Annotated in this window: 25 protein-coding genes; 8 read left to right on the top strand and 17 right to left on the bottom strand. The window is 29.8% G+C overall.

The window, feature by feature from the left end; genetic code table 11:
• Nucleotides 1-255 precede the first annotated feature (255 nt).
• The 7 genes from ABDZ69_RS01300 to ABDZ69_RS01270 all read right to left on the bottom strand — a co-directional run bounded on the left by ABDZ69_RS01300 (nt 256) and on the right by ABDZ69_RS01270 (nt 3,841).
• Nucleotides 256-666: a phage tail assembly chaperone gene (locus ABDZ69_RS01300; RefSeq protein WP_343765644.1), complete on the bottom strand. Its 411-nt coding sequence runs from the start codon at nt 664-666 to the stop codon at nt 256-258.
• A gap of 16 nt (nt 667-682) precedes the next feature.
• Nucleotides 683-1,147 (bottom strand): phage tail tube protein, encoded by a 465-nt coding sequence (locus ABDZ69_RS01295; protein ID WP_343765642.1) that lies wholly within the window; start codon nt 1,145-1,147, stop codon nt 683-685.
• A 3-nt stretch (nt 1,148-1,150) separates the two neighbouring features.
• Nucleotides 1,151-2,467 (bottom strand): phage tail sheath family protein, encoded by a 1,317-nt coding sequence (locus ABDZ69_RS01290; protein WP_343765640.1) that lies wholly within the window; start codon nt 2,465-2,467, stop codon nt 1,151-1,153.
• The gene (locus ABDZ69_RS01285) at nt 2,468-2,644 is read right to left on the bottom strand and encodes a hypothetical protein (RefSeq protein ID WP_343765638.1); all 177 of its coding nucleotides are present in this window, start codon (nt 2,642-2,644) and stop codon (nt 2,468-2,470) included.
• On the bottom strand, nt 2,637-3,068 hold the full coding sequence (locus ABDZ69_RS01280) for a phage tail terminator family protein (RefSeq protein ID WP_343765636.1): 432 nt from the start codon (nt 3,066-3,068) through the stop codon (nt 2,637-2,639). The genes ABDZ69_RS01285 and ABDZ69_RS01280 overlap by 8 nt, the downstream gene beginning before the upstream one ends.
• A gap of 27 nt (nt 3,069-3,095) precedes the next feature.
• A complete protein-coding gene (locus ABDZ69_RS01275) occupies nt 3,096-3,272 on the bottom strand; it encodes a hypothetical protein (protein ID WP_343765634.1) in 177 nt (58 codons plus the stop codon).
• 119 nt (nt 3,273-3,391) lie between these two features.
• Nucleotides 3,392-3,841 (bottom strand): sigma factor-like helix-turn-helix DNA-binding protein, encoded by a 450-nt coding sequence (locus ABDZ69_RS01270; protein WP_343765632.1) that lies wholly within the window; start codon nt 3,839-3,841, stop codon nt 3,392-3,394.
• Between the two features lie 243 nt (nt 3,842-4,084).
• Here ABDZ69_RS01270 and ABDZ69_RS01265 point away from each other — a divergent pair, with 243 nt between their 5' ends.
• Nucleotides 4,085-4,462, top strand: coding sequence for a helix-turn-helix domain-containing protein (locus ABDZ69_RS01265; RefSeq protein WP_343765629.1), 378 nt, complete (start codon nt 4,085-4,087; stop codon nt 4,460-4,462).
• A gap of 38 nt (nt 4,463-4,500) precedes the next feature.
• Entirely contained in the window at nt 4,501-4,947 is a 447-nt protein-coding gene (locus ABDZ69_RS01260) for an ImmA/IrrE family metallo-endopeptidase (RefSeq protein ID WP_343765626.1), read from the top strand.
• Between the two features lie 178 nt (nt 4,948-5,125).
• Here ABDZ69_RS01260 and ABDZ69_RS01255 read toward each other — a convergent pair whose 3' ends face one another.
• Nucleotides 5,126-5,413 carry a DUF6199 family natural product biosynthesis protein gene (locus ABDZ69_RS01255; protein ID WP_343765624.1) on the bottom strand — a complete coding sequence of 96 codons (288 nt, stop codon included), beginning with the start codon at nt 5,411-5,413 and terminating at the stop codon, nt 5,126-5,128.
• A gap of 138 nt (nt 5,414-5,551) precedes the next feature.
• Here ABDZ69_RS01255 and ABDZ69_RS01250 point away from each other — a divergent pair, with 138 nt between their 5' ends.
• The 5 genes from ABDZ69_RS01250 to ABDZ69_RS01230 all read left to right on the top strand — a co-directional run bounded on the left by ABDZ69_RS01250 (nt 5,552) and on the right by ABDZ69_RS01230 (nt 8,818).
• The gene (locus ABDZ69_RS01250; protein WP_343765622.1) at nt 5,552-6,163 is read left to right on the top strand and encodes a DUF2238 domain-containing protein; all 612 of its coding nucleotides are present in this window, start codon (nt 5,552-5,554) and stop codon (nt 6,161-6,163) included.
• A gap of 119 nt (nt 6,164-6,282) precedes the next feature.
• Nucleotides 6,283-6,819 carry a chromate transporter gene (locus tag ABDZ69_RS01245; RefSeq protein ID WP_343765619.1) on the top strand — a complete coding sequence of 179 codons (537 nt, stop codon included), beginning with the start codon at nt 6,283-6,285 and terminating at the stop codon, nt 6,817-6,819.
• A gap of 1 nt (nt 6,820) precedes the next feature.
• Nucleotides 6,821-7,351 (top strand): chromate transporter, encoded by a 531-nt coding sequence (locus ABDZ69_RS01240; RefSeq protein ID WP_343765616.1) that lies wholly within the window; start codon nt 6,821-6,823, stop codon nt 7,349-7,351.
• Between the two features lie 26 nt (nt 7,352-7,377).
• A complete protein-coding gene (locus ABDZ69_RS01235; protein ID WP_343765614.1) occupies nt 7,378-8,253 on the top strand; it encodes a LysR family transcriptional regulator in 876 nt (291 codons plus the stop codon).
• Nucleotides 8,254-8,671: 418 nt separating this feature from the next.
• Nucleotides 8,672-8,818, top strand: a complete 147-nt coding sequence (locus ABDZ69_RS01230; protein WP_343765611.1) for a hypothetical protein — start codon at nt 8,672-8,674, stop codon at nt 8,816-8,818.
• 43 nt (nt 8,819-8,861) lie between these two features.
• On the opposite strand, the gene ABDZ69_RS01225 is transcribed toward ABDZ69_RS01230, so the two are convergent.
• The 4 genes from ABDZ69_RS01225 to ABDZ69_RS01210 all read right to left on the bottom strand — a co-directional run bounded on the left by ABDZ69_RS01225 (nt 8,862) and on the right by ABDZ69_RS01210 (nt 10,472).
• The gene (locus ABDZ69_RS01225; protein ID WP_343765608.1) at nt 8,862-9,356 is read right to left on the bottom strand and encodes a hypothetical protein; all 495 of its coding nucleotides are present in this window, start codon (nt 9,354-9,356) and stop codon (nt 8,862-8,864) included.
• Between the two features lie 50 nt (nt 9,357-9,406).
• Nucleotides 9,407-9,649: a hypothetical protein gene (locus ABDZ69_RS01220; RefSeq protein WP_343765605.1), complete on the bottom strand. Its 243-nt coding sequence runs from the start codon at nt 9,647-9,649 to the stop codon at nt 9,407-9,409.
• Nucleotides 9,650-9,752: 103 nt separating this feature from the next.
• The gene (locus ABDZ69_RS01215; RefSeq protein ID WP_343765602.1) at nt 9,753-9,884 is read right to left on the bottom strand and encodes a hypothetical protein; all 132 of its coding nucleotides are present in this window, start codon (nt 9,882-9,884) and stop codon (nt 9,753-9,755) included.
• A 111-nt stretch (nt 9,885-9,995) separates the two neighbouring features.
• Complete coding sequence (locus ABDZ69_RS01210) at nt 9,996-10,472, bottom strand: hypothetical protein (protein WP_343765600.1); 477 nt, start codon at nt 10,470-10,472, stop codon at nt 9,996-9,998.
• Nucleotides 10,473-10,638: 166 nt separating this feature from the next.
• Here ABDZ69_RS01210 and ABDZ69_RS01205 point away from each other — a divergent pair, with 166 nt between their 5' ends.
• Complete coding sequence (locus ABDZ69_RS01205) at nt 10,639-12,594, top strand: hypothetical protein (protein ID WP_343765598.1); 1,956 nt, start codon at nt 10,639-10,641, stop codon at nt 12,592-12,594.
• A 174-nt stretch (nt 12,595-12,768) separates the two neighbouring features.
• Here the strand turns inward: ABDZ69_RS01205 and ABDZ69_RS01200 are convergent, their stop codons facing one another.
• The 5 genes from ABDZ69_RS01200 to ABDZ69_RS01180 form a co-directional block, all read right to left on the bottom strand.
• Nucleotides 12,769-13,029, bottom strand: a complete 261-nt coding sequence (locus tag ABDZ69_RS01200) for a YkuS family protein (RefSeq protein WP_343765596.1) — start codon at nt 13,027-13,029, stop codon at nt 12,769-12,771.
• A 57-nt stretch (nt 13,030-13,086) separates the two neighbouring features.
• On the bottom strand, nt 13,087-14,085 hold the full coding sequence (locus tag ABDZ69_RS01195) for an HAAS signaling domain-containing protein (RefSeq protein WP_343765593.1): 999 nt from the start codon (nt 14,083-14,085) through the stop codon (nt 13,087-13,089).
• 12 nt (nt 14,086-14,097) lie between these two features.
• Complete coding sequence (locus ABDZ69_RS01190; RefSeq protein WP_343765590.1) at nt 14,098-14,439, bottom strand: PadR family transcriptional regulator; 342 nt, start codon at nt 14,437-14,439, stop codon at nt 14,098-14,100.
• A 160-nt stretch (nt 14,440-14,599) separates the two neighbouring features.
• On the bottom strand, nt 14,600-17,827 hold the full coding sequence (locus ABDZ69_RS01185) for an ABC transporter permease (RefSeq protein WP_343765588.1): 3,228 nt from the start codon (nt 17,825-17,827) through the stop codon (nt 14,600-14,602).
• Nucleotides 17,827-18,531: an ABC transporter ATP-binding protein gene (locus tag ABDZ69_RS01180; protein ID WP_343765586.1), complete on the bottom strand. Its 705-nt coding sequence runs from the start codon at nt 18,529-18,531 to the stop codon at nt 17,827-17,829. The genes ABDZ69_RS01185 and ABDZ69_RS01180 overlap by 1 nt, the downstream gene beginning before the upstream one ends.
• Between the last annotated feature and the right edge of the window lie 43 nt (nt 18,532-18,574).

Here is an 18,574-nt window from a genome sequence, read left to right as displayed (position 1 = left end):
AAATTCCCCCTTATATACTATATTATACCAATATAACATTTAAGAGTCTACGCTTTAGTAACTATCTTTTCTTTTTGGATTTATTCATAGCCTTCTTTTCACTTTCTATATGGAGGTCTATGCTAGCATAAATATAAGCTCTTTCTTTTCTATCTATTGTGTCTAAAGGAGATTTACCCATTAATACTCCAGGTCTAATTTTAAACTTATGGAGGGCATAGTGTGCATAGCTTGCCTCACTGTCGCCCTCCTTTATTAGTTTTTTGCTTCTTCAACTAACTCCTGCATACTTTTATCATATCCGTTTATCTGGCTAACTATGCTTGACCATTCTGCATATTCTCCATCATTCATCTTAGCTTTCATAGAAGTTAATAATTCCTCTGCCCCTTTAACTCCCCATGCAGTTTGAAGTTCTGCATTTTTCAAATCAGGATGCATGGTGGTTTCTATTATTAAGTTAGCAATATACTTATCTTGATTAGTTTCTATAACCTTTTGCCCTTTATAAAAATCTACTTTTCTGCACTTTTTTCTAAGTTCATCTCCTAGTGCTGCTGATATAGGCTTAAATTTCATTTTCTTTTCCCTACCACCCATTTTTATAATTCTCTCTATAGGTTCCACATCTTCAAACTCATCCATTAAAAAATCTTTAAAATCCATTTATATATTCCTCCTATTATCCTAATATTGGTTTATTAAATTTATTTAATAAATCCACATCTTCAAAAGTGAAGGCCATCTCTTCCTCTAAGACTTCACTATCCACATCAAAAGCAGCCATGCTCACTTCATCTAGGTTACAGTTTTTTAGTACAACCGTTTGTCTACCTAAGCTACTTGTTGGGTCTTCATTAATTACAGTAATATCAAAATAAACATCCTTACCCTCTTTCATATATTTAAGCATAAGCTCTCTAAATAAAGATGTAGCATAATACACTGTAAGTGTTCCTGTCCCTTTCCACCCTATGGCTCTATTTTGTGTTCCTCTTTTACCAAGTGTTTTTATTTCTGACTTTTGCTTCTCTACCTTAGCTTCTATTTTCTTAGCATAAAAGAGCTCTTCGTTACGCCCTTCTATGGTAATGTAACCTCTTGCCTCTTGTCCACCTATAGTATCTTCTGCTTTAAAAAATCCCATATATTATTGCACCTCCACGTTCATATAAAGTTTTTCCATACTGTCTATGGATTGTATTCCTACTTTAACAAGTATAGAATCCTTGTTTTCTCCCTGTAGTACAACTACATCCTCTGTAGAAACATTCTCTATTGCTCCTATACCTTGCAAAGTTTCCAAGTATTTTATTATATCTTTCTTAAATAAATTTCTGCTATCTTCATTGTTTGAAGCCTTACCTATATAACTATTTTCATATAAGGATTTAATATCATTACCTATTCCATCAAGTACTCTTATAACTCTATTTTTTCTAAAATCGTTATTTTTATCTTCTACAAAAGTCTTTAAGGTATTTATGTCCTGCTCTATGATTACTTTGCTATTATTTGCTATAAATACAACTTCACCATTCTTAAGAGCAGTTTCTATGTCTTTATTTGTATATCTAGTATCCACATCTATAGCTCCATCATAGGCACTATAAGTTAAAGACTGGTTAACATTTGCCCCAGCAGTCGCCCCTGCCACAAATGCCACTGCTTTTTCAGAAGAAATAACTGTCATGTCATTTAAAATTACACCATTTTTAACGGAAATTACTCCTTCATAATCAGCTTCTGGATAGTTTTCAAGTACACATTGCACCTTCTTTCCTTCCTGCTCTCTAAGCCTTTTAATAAAGGTTGTAGCTATAGCTTTAATACTAGAATCCTTTGTAGGCATTGCCATAGTGTTAAAATCGTATAATTCAATTGTAGCTAAATAATCGGTATAATCTCCATTGCTAACTACACCATCATCCCCTCCGCTAAGGGTAATACCTGCAGTAGCCTTTAGCTCTCCAGCACCTTTAAACTCTACAAAAGAGTTAGAGCTTAAATTCTCTATAGATTTGACTCCTATTTGTTTGTCTACTTGTGTATTTCCTAACATAGTCATTACATCAAAGGAAGTTTCATCATCAATATTGTTTTGTATAATAATTTTAATGCTATTCCCTTTTGTTCCACTATGTTTAGCTGTTATAGTTAAACCCTCAACTGTAGATGTCGCCTTAGTCCCTGCATTAACCCTATATAGTAAAAGCTTCTTTGCTCTTTTAAGAGTCTCTTTAATTAACAATGTACTTTCTTCGGTTGTATCCATTCCTATTAGTTCAAATAAATCCTCGCCTGTATTTATTTCTATTACTTCCTTTTCTGCTCCCCATGGAAGATTTAAAGGCATTGTAACTACTCCTCTTTCTCCAAGGATATAAGAATCTTTACTTTTAGATTTAAAGTTTATATATGCTCCTGGTCTAATTTTGTTTTGTGTATTCCATGTTCCTCCTGCCATTTATTTCACCTCTTTCTTATTAAAGTTATCTATAATATTTTTGACCTCATCTAAGCTGTACTCCTTATTTTCTAGTAGAGCTTCTAGAATATCCTTTTGAATCATATTGAATTTATTAGAGTTGATAATCTGTTCCTTTGTAAATTTAATTTCTTGATTAATTTCTTTCTTAGTCATTCTTAGTTAATACCTCCCCATGTAATGTTTGCATTTTAAGTTCTTCCTCTACTTGCTTAATTATTTTGTAATTAAACTGTAAAAAGAAGTATAAAGCTCCATCTATAACTTCATGTTTCATATTAGTAGCTCTATATAAACTACTTTCCACAGACACATATTCAAGAAGTTCATAGAGCTTATCAGCTATGTTTAAGCAATCTGAATTAATATCTTCTTTATCACTAAAGTAATGGATATCAAAAGAAACACTTTTTTTATATCTATTATTAAACTCTTTTTTTTGCGTTGAATTTAAAACTTTAATAAAAAAATAAGGCTTCTTAAAGCCTTCTTCTGTTTCTTCTTTATATATATTTATGTTGGGAAATTCCCTCTCCAGTGTTTGGCTAATTCCTATTATTAAATCATTTATATTTGCCATTTAAATCACCTGCCATTAATACTCCACTTAATAATTTTGCCTATAAGCTCCCTTATGTCTTTTATAAGTAGGTCTATTAATTCCCATAAGCTCTTCTAAATCTTTCACAGAAAACTTTTCCTTGTAAGTACCATCCCTATCTTTATTGTACTTTTCATATAGCTGATTTTTTATCTTTTCGTTTACCAAAGTAGCTATCTCCATAATTCCACCTCCTTTAATAAAAATATTTATAAATAAAAAAGACCCTTGGCATTTCAAGAGTCTTTCACAATTACTATTAAACCACAAGTTTAACTCATTATAAAAGTAAAGTTTACGACTTATTTACTATATTTTTCTTTAATCCAAATTAAGTTTAACATTTTATTTATTGCAGCTCTTTTTATTCTTCCAGCATAGTCATAATCCAGGCCTAGTATGTCCCCAACCTCTTTCCAAGGTCTATTTTCAATGCACCTTAACTTAATTATTGTCCTCTCCTTTTCATCAAGTACATTTAAGGCATTATCAATTTTATTTTTTAATCTTTCTTTGTATTCTTTTTCCTTTCTTAGCTTGTCTATTAAAGTTTCTTTTCTAATATATTCTTCCTCTACTGTATTGCTAATTTTAAAAGTTTTACTTGTTTTTTCACCATAACTAATTGATTTATACCCTATGTACTCTAATTTTAATTCTTCAATTTCTATCTCTAAGTTCTTTATCTCAGCTGCCATTGAATTATAATTATTTAGTAATTCATCAGTTTCCTTTAGTAAGCTTTTATTCATACGCTATACCCCCTAAGTTTATTATGCAAACACATGTTTCCATTTGATAATATTGTATTGTATTTCCGTCAATATGTAAAAGTTGTATATTACTCATCTCATTAAATTATCTTGTATTTTCCTTCCTTTTACGTTTATTTTCTAACCATATATTGTATTTCCATATTTTATAATATATAATTATATGTAAATTGTCGGTTGAACCAGTAAATTCAAGTAATTATTAATATAGGAGAGATTCAAATGTCTATTGGAAAAAATATAAAAATGTATAGAAAAGAAAGTAACCTCACTCAAAAGGGACTTGCAGAAAAAGCTAATATCTCCCGTTCTTACCTTGCAGATGTGGAAAATAATAGGTATAACCCCAGCTTAGATGTGTTAAATTCTATTGCTAATTCCTTAAACTTAAAGGTTAGTGATTTATTAGACGACGAAAGCAAGGATGCCCCTATAAACTTCAACACTCCTGAAGATGCTATGAGGTTTATTCTAGAACAACCAGCTATAATGGGCTTCGGGGGATTTGACATAAATAAAATGAGTGACGATGAAATTATTGAATTTGCTAATGAATTATTAAGGCAGCTTAGACTATTGAGTTATAAATATAAAAAATAATTCTAATTTTATACTTAATATATTAACGGAGGGATCCTATGGAATATGTATGGATTGACAACATAATAGATGGGCTAATAGACATTTATGGAACTAACAATATCTATGATTTGTACGATTATTTAGACATTTCCATAAAAAAGCTTCCTATGAGTAATGTTTTACTCCATGGAAATGAAGCTTTTTATAATAGAAATTTTTTTGACACAGAGGTAGTTTTTATTAGAGAAAACTTAACTGTTGAATATGAGCAATTCATATTAGCTCACGAATTGGGCCATGCTATCCTACATACTAATATGATAACTAGTGCCTTTAATATAAATCTCTTAAATTTAGATAAAATGGAACGACAAGCTAATTACTTTGCTTTAAAACTAGTAAATCTAAACATAGATGAGATTATCTTTGAAGGTTTTACCATAGAGCAAATAGCAAAAAGCTTTAATCTTCCTGTGAAATGCTTAAAACTACTTTTAGGATAACATAGAATATTGTGAAGCTTACTGAAAATACTTTGACCACAAAAAAAGAAATGGTAGAGAGTTTAAAAAAGGTAAGAGAAACTACAGCTAATATTTCTAAAGAGCTTGGATATTAAATATATTCAAGCTCTTTTGTATTTAATTTCATAAAAACGCTGTAAAAATTTTTATGAAATTTTTATATTATTATACTAACTAAAATCGTTATTATTGTGATAATACATACAGCTAACAATACTTTTGCCATAACTTTTGTATGCTTTACATGGGATTCACTGGGTTCTAAATTACTTTTATATTTCCATCTTTCACCCATTAATATAGAGTCCTTAGGATATTCCATAACGTATATTAAATATGCAATCAACATTAGAAGAAATATAATTATTATTATACTTGAGGCTATATCACCACCAGTTATTCTTCTTAATATTATTCTAGTTAATTCCATGTTTTGCGAATTCATAAAAACTCCCTCCTATAAATTCCTAGTATAATCATACCATATTTTCACTTATTTTACACAATTCTATAGGAGTATATTTTATGTATATAAGAAGAATAACTATTGTAAATATAAATAGTTAGAAAGGAATATATTCTAATGAATAACAAAAATAATAGATTAGTAATTGGAATAGCTCTTCTCTTTGAAATAACTCTAATAATCACAGCTATACTTAGTATTGTATCAAGACAATGGAAAAACCTGTGGCTATCACTATTAGCTGTTGTATGTCTTATAATTCCTTTTATACTTACGCGTATTGCTAATATAAAGAAGATAAGGCTGCCCTATAACTTTCAATTAATGACGTTAATATTTATTTTTCTTGCACAATACTTAGGAGAAATCAAAAATTTCTATGGTATATTTTGGTGGTGGGATATACTTCTCCACGCCACGTCTGGTAGTTATGTGGTTATAATCGCATTATATTCAATGGAAGGAGTTATAACAAAAGAAGAAGGGATCACTAATCAAAGATTTGATTTTTTTACAGCAATTTTTGCCTTTAGCATTTCAATTACTTTAGGTACTCTATGGGAGATGTTTGAGTTTATAGGAGATTATTTATTTAATACTAATATGGTTAAAGGTGGGCTTGAAGATACCTCAACAGATCTTATTGTAAAAATTTTAGCTGCCTTTATTACTTCTATAATATATTATTATCGAAATAATAAAAGTATAAAAAAACGAAGCAAGCTTTAATTAACTATAAATGCCTTTGTATTCCAACTAGTTATAATATAATAATAAACAATAAGTTTTAGTTATAAATCTTCTGTGCTAAAATTTAAACAAGCATTAAATTTGTCGGGAGGATTATGATGAAAAAATTAATTGTTATGTTTTTTAGTTTTTTTAAAATAGGTGCATTTACCTTTGGTGGTGGGTACGCCATGATACCTTTAATCGAAAGAGAAGTAGTTGATAATAGAGAATGGATTACAAAGGAAGAATTCACAGATATTTTAGTTATATCTCAAAGTTTTCCTGGGGCTATGCCAGTTAATTCCTCTTTATTTATTGGATATAAACTTGGTGGAATACTTGGTGCTATTTTGGCATTAATGGGTGTTATCTTACCATCATTTTTAATTATTTTACTTATAGCAATGTGTTTTGCAAAATTTAGGGATATAGCTTTCATAGATAATATCTTCAAAGGAATAAACGGCGCTGTTCCTGTCCTTGTGCTATTAGCAGTAAAGAGTTTATCTAAGTCAGTAAAAAAAGATCTTACTAGTGTTTTTATTATAATTTTATCTCTAGTTGCCATCAAAATATTAAATGTACATCCTGTTGCAATTATATTTCTTTCTGCAACTTATGGCATATTATCACTAAGAAAGGTGGAAATTTAACATGAGTACTATTTTTAAATTATATATAAGCTTTTTTAAAATAGGAATATTTGGCTACGGTGGTGGGTATGCCATGCTGCCTTTAATAGAAAGAGAAGTGGTGACTAACAATGGCTGGTTAACTTCTTCAGAATTTTTAGATATTATCGGAGTATCCCAAATGACTCCAGGGCCAATTTCAATAAACACTGCTACCTTTGTAGGATATAAAATATATGGATTTTGGGGAAGTTTCTTTGCAACTTTAGGAGTTGTATCCTTTTCCTTTATTTTAGTATCAATAGCTACACATTTTATTCTTAAATTTAAAGACTCAAAAATCCTGAAATCTGGTCTAAGGGGCATGCGACCTGCTTTAATTGCACTTATTCTTAGTGCCTTCTTCTCCCTAGCCGATCAATCCTATTTAGATATAAAATCTGTATTTATAGGTTTATCAATACTTTTACTTAGCTTGAAAACTAAGATACATCCAATAGTCACCATTGTAATAGCTGGAGGAATGGGTTCTCTACTTTACGGTATTTTGTAGTATACTTATAGTAGGTGGTGAAATATATGGATTCTAGATTATATACTTTTATAACTGTAGCGAAAACAAAAAATTATACTAAGGCTGCAAAAATCCTTAATTTAACCCAGCCTGCAGTATATAAACAAATTCAGTACTTGGAGAACTATTATAGCGTTAGCCTTTTTAAGCAAGAAGGTAGAATACTTAGATTAACTGATGAAGGAAAGATTTTTCTTCAATATGCTAGTGAAATGATTAATATACACGAAAACTTAAAAGATAAGTTAGAACAAAAAGATTTGAACAAAAAAAGATACAAACTAGGTGCCACAATGACTATTGGTGATTATGTGTTGCCTAGAATTATTTATGATTATATGGAAGTAAATAAAAATATAAGTATAGCATTAACTGTTAATAATACTAACATTATTTTAAAAAAATTATTAGATAGGGAATTATCCATGGCTTTAATCGAGGGTCCCTTTGATAAAACTAAATTTAAATATAAAAAGTTTAGAGATGATGACCTTGTATTAGTCGGTCCAACAAAGGGAGAGCTATGTAAAATAGAGAGTATAACTATTGATGAACTACTTAAAGAGAATCTTATTCTAAGAGAAAAAGGTTCTGGTACTAGGGAAATAATAGAGGGAGTTCTAACAAGCAAGGGTTATAGCCAAGATGTATTAAACCACCATTTAGAGATTAGCAGCATTAATGGAATAAAGACTTTAGTAGAAGAAGAAGCCGGCCTTAGCATATTGTCTAAAGTATCTGTAGAAAAGGAAATAGCAGCGGGAACTATGAAAATAATTCCTATAGAAAATGTTTTTATTCATAGAGAATTTAATTTTGTGTACCTTTATGATACAGAAATTAGCTTTATAGATGATTTTATAAACAGAGTTCTTGAATAATTAATTTTATATTTAATTACTAATATTTAGAAAATAAAATTCCAAAAAATGTTTACAATATTTTCTACATGTGTTATAATACTTTTATTAAAATAAAATTTAAACAAGGAGGTAGAGTTATGTTAAATACAATATTTTCATCAAACACTGCAATTAAATATATAGAAACATTAAATGTTGATAGCTCTGCCAAAAGTGTTATATAAATTTTTTTGATTTATAATGTTTATTTGCTTTTGTACCATGGGTTATCATGACCCATGGTTTTTTAATTTATAATTTTATTTTTGTGTATTAAAAGCCGTGGTATACCTGCGGCTTTTTTTAATATAAAAAATTTACGAAAGGAGTGCATGTATTATGTTAATTTCAAGTTTTAATTTCACAAACACAAATACTTTATTGGGAGGTGATATATATGTTCATCATCGGAGCCCCTTATTTAGATTATTACGTTGATTCTTTTAATAATAAATATGAATCTGAAATTAGACTTTATTGTAAAAATGAAGGAATAGACTTAGATTATATTAAGAACCTTATTAGTACAATTATAAAAAAATAATTTAAAAAGCTACTAAAGTATCTATTACAATACTTAGTAGCTTTTATTTACTTACTATATTTTCCTCACAACCATACTGTATTAACTTTTCTTTAAATGCATCACAAAAATCTAAAAATTGACTTGGTAAAAAACCTGGATTACTCATATTTAATTCCTTAGCAAAGTCCTTTAATTTATCTACAAATGGTAAAAAATCATTGTTTTTTCCATCAAGAGTGAAGTATGGTACTGAAATTCCTTTATCCTCCATCAAACTTACTGCCATAACATAATAATAGCTCATATCTGCATATGCACCCATTGAAGTTTTTGTATATCCAAAGTCGGAACAAGTATCTTTAAAAGCATCATGAGCTTTTTTAGTATTAATTATATTTTCATTTTGCTCACTTATTGTTATGCTATCATTTTTTTTTATTTCTTCAGTAATATTTTTACTTAATTCATTTTCTTTATTTAATTTTGCCTTTTCAAAAGCTTGGCTCTTATTAACATTAAGGCTTTGGTTATTTATATTATTATATATTTTACTCATAGAAATCTCCCCTTGCAGATACTAGTATCGTCAAAAGTTTTACTGCATTTTTACTCACAACCATACTGTATTAATTTTTCTTTAAATGCATCACAAAAGTCCAAAAATTGATTTGGTAAAAAACCTGGATTAGTCATATTTAATTCTTTAGCAAAGTCCTTTAATTTATCTACAAATGGTAAAAAATCATTGTTTTTTCCATCAAGAGTGAAGTATGGTACTGATATTCCTCGGTTTCTCATCTGAGTCGCTGCCATAACGTAATAATAGCTCATATCAGCATATGCACCCATTGAAGTTTTTGTATATCCAAAGTCGGAATAAGCATCTTTAAAAGCATCATGAGCTTTTTTAGTATTAATTATATTTTCATTTTGTTCACTTATTGTTATGCTATCATTTTTTTTTTACTTCTTCAGTAATATTTTTACTTAATTCATTTTCTTTATTTAATTTTGCCTTTTCAAAAACTTGGCTCTTATTAACATTAAGGCTTTGGTTATTTATATTATTATATATTCTACTCATAGAAGCTCCCTCTAAATACCACTATAAATCGTCCTATCATTATATTCGTGTTTTAAATATAACACCTAATACAATAATTAGTAACTTATATTAATACTTATTTAATTAACTTTACTCACAACCATACTGAATTAATTTTTCTTTGAATGCATCACAAAAGTCCAAAAATTGACTTGGTAAAAAACCTGGATTACTCATATTTAATTCTTTAGCAAAGTCCTTTAATTTATCTACAAATGGTAAAAAATCATTGTTTTTTCCATCAAGAGTGAAGTATGGTACTGAAATTCCTCGGCTTCTCATCTGATCTACTGCAATAGCATAATAAAGGCTCATATCAGCATATGCACCCAGTGAAGTTTCTGTATATCCAAAATCGGAACAAGTATCTTTAAAAGCATCATGAGCTTTTTTAGTATTAATTATATTTTCATTTTGTTCACTTATTGTTATGCTATCATTTTTTTTTACTTCTTCCGTAATATTTTTACTTAATTCATTTTCTTTATTTAATTTTGCCTTTTCAAAAGCTTGGCTCTGATTAATATTAACGCTCTGATTATTTATATTATTATATATTCTACTCATAGAAATCTCCCCTTTTAAATATCATTATAAAATTTCATATTATTATATTCGTATTTTAAATATAATACTTAATACAATAATAATATATAATTAAATAATTGGAAATATATATTTACTTTTGAAAAAAATAACTTAATATATAAATAGAGTATAAGGAGGAGATTATATGAAACACATGTATAAAAAAGTCATGACGGTATTTGTCACTATATTATTATTTGCAACTTTTATGCACACAAAAAAGGTACAAGCTTATGATAATAATTCAAGCTTGAGCTTTAAAATTAATGCAATAGGTGATGCTAAAAGACGTTATGATTATAATGGAGAAATACTTACTTATTATGTTAACAATATACAGGTAGCTGAATTTTCAGGTCGCACATATGATATGAATACTAAAGAAATTGTAATTCAAACTAAGCATACTAATTACTATGATAATACAACTGTACATGTAGATGGTAAGTTTATAGGAGAAAGCACGGATGTTTTACTTGAATTTCAAGAAAAGGAACAATCACGTTATACAACTTTTGCAATAAAATATTTAACTCCAGGTAAACATCTTATTGAAGTAAGATCAGCTCCGTATAATTTGGGCGGGCAGATTCTAAATGATTACTGCTATGTAAATATTCCAGTATTCGAAGATGAAAAAATACAACAATCTATTGAAAATATAAATGCTGGAAATGCCACTATGAATGATTATGAAATAGTGGGAGTAAATCCTTTAACTATTTCTGACTTGCAATCAGTAAATAATAAAGTTAAGGGTAAAACTGTAACCGCAGCTAATGTTCAAGAAACTATAAATCAAATAGTAGACGAGATAAAAATAGAAATAAAGGAAAAGGAAGCACTTATAAAAATAAATACAGGAACAGCTAGTATAAATGATTATAAAGCAATAGGCATAGAAAATGTTCAATCAAATAACTTAAAACAGTTAAATATTGCTATAATAATTACAAGAAATTCAAAGGAATGTGATTTAACAAAAGATGAAATAAAAGTAGTTCTAGATGAGTTACCACAAAAAATAGAAGGGTCATTTGCATCGGTAAATGCAGGAACAGCAACTTTAGACGATTATAAATTAATAGGGGTAACTGGTGTAACTGATATCAATTTAGTTGATGTTAATGAAGCATTAAAAGATAAAGAACATACAATATTAAGCAAGCTACAAACAGATGCAAACACAATAATAAATTCACTTATAACCATAAATTCAGGAACAACAACTCTTAGTTATTATACAAAATTGGGAATAAGTACTGTACAAGCAGATAACGCCAAAGCAGTAAAGGAAGCTATAATGATTGCAAAAGATGCAAAGGGAGCTAACTTAACAAAAGCCGAAATTAATCAAGTAATAAATGATGTTTTAAATAAAATAGCAATCTCACTTGATGCAGTAAATGCAGGAATAGCAACTTTAGACGATTATAAATTAATAGGAGTAACTGGTGTAACTGATGTCAATTTAGTCGATGTTAATGAAGCATTAAAAGGTAAAGAGCACTCAACGTTAAGCAAAGTACAAACAGATGCAAATACAATAATAAATTCACTTATAACCATAAATTCAGGAACAACAACTCTTAGTTATTATACAAAATTGGGAATAAATACTGTACAATCAGATAACGCTAAAGCAGTAAGAGATGCTATAATAATCGCAAAAGATACAAAAGGAGCTAACTTAACAAAGGCTGAAATTAATCAAGTAATAAATGATGTTTTAAATAAAATACAAATCTCATTTGGATCGGTAAATGCAGGGACAGCAACCTTAGATGATTATAAATTAATAGGAGTAACTGGTGTGACTGATATCAATTTAGTTGATGTTAATGAAGCATTAAAAGGTAAAAAGCACTCAACGCTAAGAAAAGTACAAGCAGATGCAAACACAATAATAACGTCACTTTCAATGATAAATTCAGGAACAACAACTCTTAGCTATTATACAAAATTAGGAATAAATACTGTACAAACAAGTAATGTCAAAGCAGTAAGAGATGCTATAATAATTGCAAGAAATGCAAAGGGAGCTAATTTAACAAAAGCTGAAATTAATCAAGTAATAGATAATCTTTTAAATAATAATTAAATTTCACAAATCACAGCTTTCCTACAAATTGATAAAAATAGAGATAGCCCAAAGGTTATCTCTATTTTTAATGTACAAAGCGTATGAATAAGTACTCCTGTAAATTAGTACAATTATAAAAAAATAATTTAAAAAGCTACTAAAGTATCTATTACAATACTTAGTAGCTTTTATTTACTTACTATTATGCTTATCAATTAAACTCTTTATTTCCTGGGGAGTTAATCCACTTGCATTTATTATAGGAGTTTTAGTTTCTGTATTACTATATCCCATCATGTTAGCGTTATAATCTGCTGTTACAATAACATCTAGGTTATCTAACTTTGACTCACTGCTTTCCATTGATTCACCTAGTTCTTGCACTGAATACCCTTCTTTAGTTAAAAAATCCGCTACATTTTTTAACCCTTTTTGTATACCAACTTTTTTCATAACTATATCACCTCAGGATTATTCTGTACAGATAGCTGCTAATATATACTATAATTTCTACTGTTTTGTTACGTTATACTTTACTCCCTTGTACAGTGCCGTTGATACTTCTAAAATACAAGCTATAATCATAATTATAATGAATGATGATGTTAGCCTTGACCATAAGTTACTAAAATCAACGCTTAAATTTGTATACTTAATTATTTCACCTGCAAAGTCTGGATTCCATACTCCTGGGTTAGTAAATACTATTAACATTAAAATCGTTGAAATTACACTTAAAAATGTAAAGGAAGCTGCAAGTTTCAACGTCCATCTTCTTGAAATAAGCTTTAGTACTTCCTTGAGTATGCTTAGTATGAAAATAATTACAAAGAATATTTTATATCCCATTACAATTTCTAAATTAAATACGGGTATTATTGATATTCCTTTGGAATTTTGAATATATGCAGCAAAAAGTTCAGGCGAAAAATAGAATATAGCCATGAAAATAGTTGAAAATAATATTGCTACCACTGATTCTATTGGAGATATTATGGCTTTTTTCTCTGGAATTATTGGTAGCTCCGATAAAGTCCACTTATCCTTTTGTAGTCTAATTCCTGCATCATTGGCATTATTTCGCTCTGCAATAGCAAAGCCCACAGTAGTCCAAGCAAAGCCTTGAAGAAGTGCTGAGAACAATGCTCCCAAATAATTTGAAAAAATACTAACTATATTTTGAGTATTATCAACGATACTTCCTACAATAACTCCTATTGATATCCCTATAAATACAGCCCCTAAAACTATTTTAAGTATAGTTATATATTTATCATAATTTTTAGGACCTATTAAATAACGTTTAGAACCTCTATAATTATCTGCAAGTACTTCAGGATCTCCTAGCTCCAATAGTACTTTTTTCACTTTACTTTCATAAGGCTCTGACTCTTCCAGTTCTTCGATCATATCATCTATTAGTGTTTTTAATTCTTTTTCTATGTCTTCCCGTTGTTTTTCTGGCAAATTTCTCGTAACAGCATAAACATATCGATTAATTATATCCATTGATTTCCCCCCCTAACTATTTATAAGATTATCCATGTTTTTAACCATATCCAGCCATTGTTCACATAGTTTATTATATATATTCTTACCACTATCAGTTAAATGATAATACTTCCTTGGTTTTGCGCTTTCTACTTCCCAACTGCTATATAAGAGTCCTTGTTTTTCCAACCTCCTTAGAAGTGGATATAGAGTGCCTGCATCTACAGCTATTCCCTTCTCTTCAAGCAATACAACGAGAGAATATCCATATTGCGGTGATTTTAATTGACTTAATACACTTAGAATTATTGTACCCCTTCTCAGTTCCTGCACTAAGCTGCTAAGTAGCACATCATCTTTGTTTTCTTTCACTTAATCACCTCCTAATTTTATAATACTGTACGATACACACTATTCTAAATATATTATTATTATTTTATAAATATTATTTTTTTGATAAATAAACATATAAAAAAATAAACATATTCATTCCTACTTTAATGAATATGTTTATTCTCATAAATAACTCTTTTTAATCCACGCTCTTTAAAGACTCCACCATTTCAACATTTCTAAGCTTATAATACATCGCCACGTTTACAAGAATTGCAAATACTAGGGTTAGAGCTACAGAAATTATATAACTCTTAAAATTCAACTTAAGTCCAAACATCATGTTTTCCATTTCTACAGTAGTCATTATAAACCTATGTAAGAATACTCCCATGACCAGTCCCACTAGAGTTCCTATAAGGGTTAGGATTGTATTTTCCCTGTAAATGTATGCAGACACCTCATTATCATAAAAACCCAGAACCTTTATAGTGGCAATCTCTCTTATTCTTTCGCTTATATTAACATTGGTTAAATTATATAAGACTACAAAAGCCAATGCTCCTGCAGATATAATCATAACTAGCACTACATAGTTTAAACTTCTTATGGTATCCTCAAAATTTTCTTTAATAGCAGTGTTAAAGCTTACGTTAGAAATTCCTTCTTTTTTCATTAAATCTCTAGATAAGCTATCTTCAAACTCCTTAGAAGTATTCTTTAAAACTCCTATAGCCTCATTAAATTCTACTTTTTCCTTAAAAATCGTCTTATAAAACCTTGGAGATAAATACACATAATTGAAAAGATAGTTTTCAGTGATGGCACTTACCTTAACTAAAGCTTCATCATCTTCATTATTAATAAGCTTTATCTCATCTCCAACTTTTGCCCCCAAAATCTTACCAACCTGCTCAGTGATTATCACTCCATCTTCAGGAATATTAATTTTCTTTTCATCTTTACGTCCTTGAAGATGTATGAAATCGTCTATATTATCTAAATCCTTTGGAACTATTATGGAAATATCTTTTTTTATATCATTTAATGAAAGACTTCCACTTTCTCTAAATATTAATTCATGGCTAGCTATTCTATCATCTTCAGCCACATATTTCACAGCCTCAGGCTCTAGTCTTACAGTCATATCATAGGTAAATAAAACTCCAAACTGTTTATCTACCAAAGTTCTAATGGAATCCTTTATACCGAAGGCCGAAAGCATTAAGGCAGTACATCCTGCTATCCCAAATACGGTCATGAAAAATCTTCTTTTATATCTAAATATATTTCTCGTTGTAACTTTGCCACTAAAATTTAATCTATTCCAAATGAAAGGTATTCTTTCCAGTAGTATTCTCTTTCCTTCTTTAGGAGCCCTTGGTCTCATTAGTGAAGAGGGACTTTCCCTTAATTCATTATTACAAGCAAAAAACGCAGCCATTGTAGTAACGCTTACAGCTCCTAATGATATTGAGGTTGCTAAAGCCCCATTAAAACTTAAGATAACGGGAGGTAATACATACATAATTCCATAGGCATTAAAAATAACTATTGGGAATACTGTAAATCCTATAGCTATTCCTATTACACAACCTAAAAATGTTGCGGTTAAAGCATAAAATATGTACTTAGAAGCTATAGCTCCCTTCCCATACCCTAATGCTTTTAGTGTTCCTATATTTACCCTTTGCTCATCTACCATTCTAGTCATAGTGGTTAGACATACTAAAGCTGCAACTAAGGCAAAAAATACCGGAAACACTCTAGATAAGGCATCAATTCTATCTGCTGCCCCACCATAGTCTACATAGGAATAATGGCTATCTCTATCTAATACATACCATTTTCCCTTTTCAATTTTTTCTAAGTCCTTTTCGCCCTCCTCAATTTCCTTTAAAGCTTTTAAAAGTTCCTTATCTGCCTTTTCCTTTGAGGTTTTATATTCTTCTTCACCCTTTTTTAAGTCTATTTTGGCCTTTTGAATTTCTTCTCTTCCCTTTTTAAATTCTAAAAGACCCTTTTCTTCTCCTTCCTTAAGCTTTATTTTTTCCTTTTCTAACTTTTCTCTAGAAGAAATCAATAAAGCTTTGGATTCATTAAGTTCTTCCTGTCCTTTAGCCAATTCAGTCTTTTTTATCCCTAATTCTCTTTTCCCCTTTTCTACACTCTCTTTAGTTCCAGTTAACATTTGAAGAGTGGTTTGCAATTCCTGAGAAAGCTTTTCCCTTTCGCTCTGAGGTACTTCTGGATTTTCTAAAGCAGCCTTAATTTCTTCTATCTTACTCTGTAATAAAACTATAGCATCTTCTCCTTTTTTAATTTCTTCCTCGGCCTTTTTAAATCCCTCTTCTGCCAAAGCCTTATTTTCATTGAAGGTTTTAAGGCCTTTTTCATATTCCGCCTCTCCTTTTAATAAATCTGCCTCACCCTTAGCTATTTTCTCTTTTCCTTCTTTAATAGAAAAATTGAAATCTCTTTCTTCTTTTGCAAGTTTATTTTCATTACTACTTATTTCTAATTTACCATCATTTATTTCTTTTAAAGCTTTAGATAATTTTTCTTCTGCATCAGTCTTTTCCTTTAAATATTCCCTTTTACCTTTTTCTAATTCCTCTTTTCCTTCTTGTAAAATATCTGCATATCTAAGAACTTCCCTATCTTTAGCCAAGTTTTTAATCTCATCTGTAACTTTATGAACCACATTAAAATATTCCTCTTTATAAGAGTTTAGTTCCTTCGCTCCTTTAACTGTAGCAAAAATTTCTGTAAAAACCTCTGATTTAAAATCTTCCTGTGGAATCATTATAAAATTTCTTACTTGACCATTGCCAATATTACTGCTTCCCTTTTCAAACGATAGGTAGTAAGGGGTCTGCACCATACCCACTACTTTATATTCTGTTGTTTTAAGGTTATCACTTAAAGGGGTATCCTTTCCTGAATTAACCTTAATTACAGTACCTAAAGGCACATTTATAGAATCATTTTTTCCCTTTTCAATGACACACTCCCCAGACTTCTCAGGTAACCTTCCCTCAATGAGTCTTACTCTGTTAATATAATCTCCATGGTTATCTTTTAATTTATCTAAGGGTAACCCATGAACCCTTAGCACTACTTCCTTTTCCTCATATTCCGCTAAGGCATCTAAGCTATAGGTTCCAAAGACCCCTTCTACTCCTTGAATTTTTCTTATTTCTCCTAAGTCCCCTTCCGTTAAACCTAAGGTGGACACCACTCTTATATCCATTAAATTGTAATCGTCATAATATTTATCTGCGGTATTTTTCATATCCTCTGGAGATATCTTAAGACCCGAGAAAAAAGCTACACCCAAGGCTACAATGGCTAAAATAGATAGAAATCTTCCTAAGGACTTTTTAATATCCCTTAAAGCATCCTTTCTTAAAGAAGTCTTTATCATTACCACTCAATCCTTTCTACATTCATAGGACTTTTATTTATGGTTACACTTTCTATTTTTCCATTCTTAACCTTGATAACCTTATCTCCCATAGGGGTTATTGCTAGATTATGAGTAATTACAACTACGGTCATGCCCATTTTTCTACAGGTATCTTGAAGAAGCTTTAAAATAGCTTTCCCTGTGTTGTAGTCTAGCGCTCCTGTAGGTTCATCACAAAGGAGGAGTTTTGGATTTTTCGCCAGTGCTCTAGCAATAGCTACCCTTTGCTGCTCTCCACCCGATAGTTGAGCTGGAAAATTCTTTTTTCTTTCAGTAAGCCCTACAGCCTCCAATATTTCTTCAATATCTAAGGGATTTTTACATATTTGCGTTGCTAGTTCTAAATTTTCAATAGCAGTTAAGTTTTGTACTAAATTATAAAATTGAAATACAAATCCTATATCATGCCTTCTATAAGTAATAAGGTCTTTATTAGAAAATGCATTTACTTCCTGACCATCTACTATGACCTTTCCACTGGATGCCTTATCCATGCCTCCTAATATGTTTAATATTGTACTTTTACCAGCACCACTAGCTCCTGCCACTATGACAAATTCACCTTTATCAATGGTAAAATCTACTCCGCTTAAAGCTTCGATTTCTACTTCCCCCATTTTATATGCTTTTTTTACATCTTTAAATTCTATATACTTATTCAACTTTATCTACTCCTTAGAACATTAAATATATTCTATTTATTAT

The organism is Clostridium malenominatum, from assembly GCF_039521365.1.
Lineage (GTDB): Bacteria > Bacillota > Clostridia > Clostridiales > Clostridiaceae > Clostridium_AW > Clostridium_AW malenominatum.
This window is presented reverse-complemented; position numbering and strand designations above follow the sequence as displayed.

Bases quoted from the DNA above. Each gene is read 5' to 3' on its own strand.
- ABDZ69_RS01300 (WP_343765644.1), bottom strand. From the start codon at position 666: ATGGATTTTAAAGATTTTTTAATGGATGAGTTTGAAGATGTGGAACCT.
- ABDZ69_RS01295 (WP_343765642.1), bottom strand. From the start codon at position 1,147: ATGGGATTTTTTAAAGCAGAAGATACTATAGGTGGACAAGAGGCAAGA.
- ABDZ69_RS01290 (WP_343765640.1), bottom strand. From the start codon at position 2,467: ATGGCAGGAGGAACATGGAATACACAAAACAAAATTAGACCAGGAGCA.
- ABDZ69_RS01285 (WP_343765638.1), bottom strand. From the start codon at position 2,644: ATGACTAAGAAAGAAATTAATCAAGAAATTAAATTTACAAAGGAACAG.
- ABDZ69_RS01280 (WP_343765636.1), bottom strand. From the start codon at position 3,068: ATGGCAAATATAAATGATTTAATAATAGGAATTAGCCAAACACTGGAG.
- ABDZ69_RS01275 (WP_343765634.1), bottom strand. From the start codon at position 3,272: ATGGAGATAGCTACTTTGGTAAACGAAAAGATAAAAAATCAGCTATAT.
- ABDZ69_RS01270 (WP_343765632.1), bottom strand. From the start codon at position 3,841: ATGAATAAAAGCTTACTAAAGGAAACTGATGAATTACTAAATAATTAT.
- ABDZ69_RS01265 (WP_343765629.1), top strand. From the start codon at position 4,085: ATGTCTATTGGAAAAAATATAAAAATGTATAGAAAAGAAAGTAACCTC.
- ABDZ69_RS01260 (WP_343765626.1), top strand. From the start codon at position 4,501: ATGGAATATGTATGGATTGACAACATAATAGATGGGCTAATAGACATT.
- ABDZ69_RS01255 (WP_343765624.1), bottom strand. From the start codon at position 5,413: ATGAATTCGCAAAACATGGAATTAACTAGAATAATATTAAGAAGAATA.
- ABDZ69_RS01250 (WP_343765622.1), top strand. From the start codon at position 5,552: ATGAATAACAAAAATAATAGATTAGTAATTGGAATAGCTCTTCTCTTT.
- ABDZ69_RS01245 (WP_343765619.1), top strand. From the start codon at position 6,283: ATGAAAAAATTAATTGTTATGTTTTTTAGTTTTTTTAAAATAGGTGCA.
- ABDZ69_RS01240 (WP_343765616.1), top strand. From the start codon at position 6,821: ATGAGTACTATTTTTAAATTATATATAAGCTTTTTTAAAATAGGAATA.
- ABDZ69_RS01235 (WP_343765614.1), top strand. From the start codon at position 7,378: ATGGATTCTAGATTATATACTTTTATAACTGTAGCGAAAACAAAAAAT.
- ABDZ69_RS01230 (WP_343765611.1), top strand. From the start codon at position 8,672: ATGTTCATCATCGGAGCCCCTTATTTAGATTATTACGTTGATTCTTTT.
- ABDZ69_RS01225 (WP_343765608.1), bottom strand. From the start codon at position 9,356: ATGAGTAAAATATATAATAATATAAATAACCAAAGCCTTAATGTTAAT.
- ABDZ69_RS01220 (WP_343765605.1), bottom strand. From the start codon at position 9,649: ATGGGTGCATATGCTGATATGAGCTATTATTACGTTATGGCAGCGACT.
- ABDZ69_RS01215 (WP_343765602.1), bottom strand. From the start codon at position 9,884: ATGAGTAGAATATATAATAATATAAATAACCAAAGCCTTAATGTTAAT.
- ABDZ69_RS01210 (WP_343765600.1), bottom strand. From the start codon at position 10,472: ATGAGTAGAATATATAATAATATAAATAATCAGAGCGTTAATATTAAT.
- ABDZ69_RS01205 (WP_343765598.1), top strand. From the start codon at position 10,639: ATGAAACACATGTATAAAAAAGTCATGACGGTATTTGTCACTATATTA.
- ABDZ69_RS01200 (WP_343765596.1), bottom strand. From the start codon at position 13,029: ATGAAAAAAGTTGGTATACAAAAAGGGTTAAAAAATGTAGCGGATTTT.
- ABDZ69_RS01195 (WP_343765593.1), bottom strand. From the start codon at position 14,085: ATGGATATAATTAATCGATATGTTTATGCTGTTACGAGAAATTTGCCA.
- ABDZ69_RS01185 (WP_343765588.1), bottom strand. From the start codon at position 17,827: ATGATAAAGACTTCTTTAAGAAAGGATGCTTTAAGGGATATTAAAAAG.